The organism is uncultured Mycobacterium sp. (genome assembly GCF_964249325.1).
Classification (GTDB): Bacteria; Actinomycetota; Actinomycetes; order Mycobacteriales; family Mycobacteriaceae; genus Mycobacterium.
In genome coordinates this window covers 1-4,216 of the sequence record NZ_CAXUCH010000310.1, presented here as the reverse complement: position 1 = coordinate 4,216, position 4,216 = coordinate 1, and the positions used below count along the sequence as shown (strand labels likewise).

Annotated in this window: 4 protein-coding genes; 2 read left to right on the top strand and 2 right to left on the bottom strand. The window is 68.2% G+C overall.

Annotation, left to right across the window (positions count from 1 at the left end):
- Together ACFE99_RS23355 and ACFE99_RS23350 are read left to right on the top strand one after the other, a co-directional pair.
- Positions 1–516 (top strand): CoA transferase (locus tag ACFE99_RS23355; RefSeq protein ID WP_375489004.1); only part of this gene is annotated, 516 nt, incomplete at its 5' end.
- Entirely contained in the window at positions 510–1,814 is a 1,305-nt protein-coding gene (locus ACFE99_RS23350) for an amidohydrolase family protein (protein WP_375489002.1), read from the top strand. The genes ACFE99_RS23355 and ACFE99_RS23350, both read left to right, overlap by 7 nt.
- On the opposite strand, the gene ACFE99_RS23345 is transcribed toward ACFE99_RS23350, so the two are convergent.
- Positions 1,783–2,691 carry an alpha/beta hydrolase gene (locus ACFE99_RS23345; protein WP_375489000.1) on the bottom strand — a complete coding sequence of 303 codons (909 nt, stop codon included), beginning with the start codon at positions 2,689–2,691 and terminating at the stop codon, positions 1,783–1,785. The two genes, ACFE99_RS23350 and ACFE99_RS23345, sit on opposite strands and share 32 nt — an antisense overlap.
- Positions 2,692–2,726: 35 nt before the next feature.
- A partial coding sequence (locus ACFE99_RS23340; RefSeq protein ID WP_375488998.1) for an alpha/beta hydrolase family protein occupies positions 2,727–4,216 on the bottom strand: 1,490 nt, incomplete at its 5' end.

Genomic DNA, 4,216 nt, shown 5'->3' with positions numbered 1-4,216 from the left:
GTGGATTTCGACAACGGCGCCGACGAGCTGCGGCAGCTGCTGTCAGCGGCCGACGTCGTCATCGAAGCATCGCGCCCAGCCGGGCTGCAGCGGCGCCACTTGAGCGCCGACGACGTACCGGCCCGGCCGGGACGGGTGTGGCTGCGCATCAACGGGTACCGCGATCAGCCCGACCGAGCGGCGTTCGGTGACGACGCGGCGGTCGGCGGCGGGCTCGTCGGCTCAGCCGGCGAGCGACCGGTGTTCTGCGGCGACGCCATCGCCGACCCGCTCAGCGGGCTGGAAGCCGCGCGCGCAGCGGCGCAGTCACTGTACCGCGGCGGCGGTGAGGTGATCGAGGTGTCGATGGCGGCGGTCGCCGCGACCTACGCCGCACTGCCGCGGGAATCGTCGACCGGCGCTACACCTGTCGCAGCGCCGCAGCCGCCGCCGCCAAGTCTGCCGGCGCCACCGTTGGGCGCCGACAACGCCGCAGTGCGGCACATCGTCGCCGAAAGGCTCTGTGCGCCGTGCTGATCCAGCGCGCCACCCCGCTCGACGGCGCAGCGGTCGACGTCCGGGTTGGGGCGCAGATCGAGGAAGTCGGCGACAAGTTAACGCCACGGCGCGGCGAGGACGTGTTCGACGCGGGCGGCGGAACCGTGCTGCCCGGACTGCACGACCACCACGTGCACTTGTATTCGGCTGCTGCCGCGGAGGATTCGGTGCGGGTCGGGCCACCGCAGGTGCGTGACCGCGACGACTTGGCCCACACGTTGACCACCGCACAAGTCGGCAGCGACGGGTGGATACGCGCGGTGGGCTACGACGATTCGTGCGCCGGCCCGCTGGATCGGACGGTGCTCGACACCATCTCCCCGCCGGTGCCGGTGCGCGTACAGCATCGCAGCGGGGTGCTGTGGATCCTCAACTCGGCGGCCCTGAGCGCGGTCGGGTTGGCCGATCACCCCGACGGCCGGTTGCGCAGCGCGGACCCCGAGTGGTCAGATGCGCTGGGGCGCCGCGAAATCAACTTGGCCCCGCTCAGCAGCCGACTGGCTCGCTACGGCGTCACCGGCGTCACCGACGCCACACCGGATCTTGGGGTCGGCGACATCGTGACGTTGACCGAACTGCACCGGCGCGGGAAATTGCTGCAACATGTGCATTGTCTGGCGCCCGGCAAGCGCATCCTGCACGACGACAGCCTTGACCTCGACGCGCTGGCCGGCTGGATCGCCGAGCGCCACCGCAACGACGGTACGGTCGCCATCCACTGTGTGACCGCCGCGCAGCTGGTGGTGGCGATCGCAGCGCTGCGCCAAGCCGGCGCCCGCCCGGGCGACCGCATCGAGCATGCGGCGGTGGTGCCGCCTGATTCCCTGGGCGAGCTGGCCGAGCTCGGCGTGATCGTGGTGACCCAACCCAACTTCGTCGCCGAGCGCGGCGATCACTACCTCGCTGAAGTCCCCGTCGCCGAGCATGACCAGCTGTGGCGGGTGGCATCGCTCATCAATGCCGGTGTCGCCGTAGCGTTATCCACCGATATGCCGTTCGGCGGCGACGACCCGTGGGCGGCTATGCGTGCCGCGGTGCACCGCACCACGCCCAGCGGCGCCGTTCTCAACCCGAGCGAATGTATAACGGCGCGAACGGCTTTGACGATGTTCTTGGGACGGGCCGGCGAGCCCGCGCAACCACGCGCCGTCGAACCGGGACAAGCCGCAGATTTGTGCATTCTCAGCGTGCCGCCGAACACGGCGCTGGCCGAACTCGACGCCGAGATGATCGCCGCCACCATTGTCAGCGGGGTGGTGGTGCACTGTCGGAGGTGAACGCTTTACGCAAACACGCGCACTGGCTGGCGAAAAACTCCCGCGATACTTGCGCTCTCGGTAGCAACAGGTCGAAGCCGTGGAATGCGCCCGGCACGACTTCGACATGGCATGGCACCCCGGCGCGAGTGAGACGCTCGGCATAGGCGAGATCCTCGTCATGGAACAAATCCTGGGTGCCGACGCCGATCCACGCCGGCGGGAGCCCGCTTAGATCGTCGCGGCGTGCCGGCACTGCGAGAACTGGATCGGCGCCGGCGAGGTACGCCGCCCAACCGAAGCGGTTGCTGCTCGGGCTCCACAGCCGGTAGCTGACGTTTTTCGGGCTCGCCGAGGGGCGGTCGTCGAGCATCGGGTAGGCCAACACTTGTAGTACCGGGCTGACCTCGCCGCGGTCACGGGCCAGCAGTGCGAGCGCCGCCGCCAGCCCGCCACCGGCGCTGGCGCCGCCGATCGCCACCCGCGCAGGATCCACTGCGGGCAATCCGCTCAGCCACGTCAACGCCGAATAGCAATCTTCCAGCGGCGCTGGATAGGGATGTTCGGGCGCAAGCCGGTAATCCACCGCGGCGACGGTGATGCCCAGCTGGCGAGTAAAGCGCTGGCACAGCCCATCGTCCTGCTGGGCAATGCCCATGACATACCCGCCGCCGTGAATCCACAGCAGCGCCGGGGCGGGTTCGATGACCCCGGCCGGCCGGTGTAGCCGCACGCCGGCTCCTGATTCCAACGTGAGCACTTCGACGTCGTGGCGATGGCCGATAGTCCGCAGCTTCAGCGCCCGCCGCATCAGCGGTAGGGTCCGCGGGGTGACCAAGGTCCGGGGGGCGAGACGGGCAATGGTGCGAAGGTCAGGGTGAAAGTCGGTGCTGGGCATCGGTCAGTATCGCCTCTCCGCTGCGGTGAGCGTCGTTACTCCTTCGCTTCTACGACGAGTAGCGGGGTTACCGGGGCCGTCGCGAAGGCGTCGGTGAGCCAGTCTGCGATGGCGTCCATTAGCGCTACCCGGTTTTCCCGTTTGGCGATCTCGTGTCCGTCGTCGTCGAAGCGCAAATAGCGCACGGTGCGGCCTCGCTCCCGCAGCGCCTCAACGATCTGCTCGGATTCGCTCGGCGGCACATTGGTGTCGTTGGCGCCGTGCACGACCAAAAGCGGCGCCGTCAGCGCATCGACGTGACGCAGCGGCGACAGTTGCGCGAACAATTCGCGGTCGTTGACCGGGTGGCCGTACTCCGAAAACGCGGCCTGGGCGATCCACGGTTCGGTGTCGCGGTAGAACGTGGACAGGTCGCTCATCCCGCAGATGCTGATGCCCGCGGCGAAAAGCCTGGGGTGAAACGTCAACGCGGCCAGCGTCAAAAAGCCGCCGTAGGACCAGCCTGCGCACGCGATCCGGTTCTCGTCGGCCAGGCCGGCGTCGACCAGAAACCGCACGCAATCGGCGACGTCGTCGATGGCGGCGAAGCGTTTCTCCTTGTCGTCGGCATGCATGAATGCCCTGCCGAACCCGCCCGAGCCGCGGAAGTTGGGGGCAAACACCGTGACGCCGGCGTTGAGCAGTTCGGGAAACAGCTCGTTATAGCCAGGCCTGGCTTGTCCTTCCGGGCCGCCGTGCAGAAACAGCAGTGCTCCGGCGTGTGGTACCTGTTTCGGCGGCCGGTACAACCAGCCGGTAAACGTCAGCCCGTCGCGGGCGGTGATCGTCTCCAGCGTGGGGCCTGGGCTGCCGGCAGCCACCGGTCCGCGGCTGGGTTCGCGGTCGATGCGTACCCATTCCCGAGATCGCGGATCGACCAGTTCGACCGTCCGCGGCATCGATGGGCCCTCGACGGTCAGCGCGACCATCGAGCCGCTGGCGCTGATCGACAGCTCGCCGGCCACCGGCGCCGGCAGTGGAATCGGTTCGAGCAGGGTGTGGTCGACAAACGACATCATCTGTAATTCGATGCGTCCGTGCAGGTTCCACAACAACGCAACCGTGCTGAGGTCGTCGCTGACGATGAATTCGTCCAGATCGCAATCCGGGCGCTCGGCCACCACCTGATAGACGACGCCGTCCTCGGTGGCGGTGACCTCCAGCAGTCGGGCATGGTCGCAGCCGTTGTCGCTGCGCACCAGGCAACGCACGTAGCCGCGCGGGCTGTTTATGTCGTAGAACTTGTGCGGTCGGTAGAGCTTGGTGTGCTCGCCTCTCGGGCCGTATCGGATCCGGCGTGGATGATGGTCGTCAAGGATGATGCCGGCATCGGTGGTGGAGCCGGGATCCGACGGCAGCAGCGCCGTTTCGGTCAGCCCGTGCAGCAGGATCAGCTCACGGTAGCCGCGGGGACCCACCCGCACCAGCGTCGCACCCGCCCACGCGTCGATCAGCCGGCCACCCGAACGGCGATCGAGCACAATGC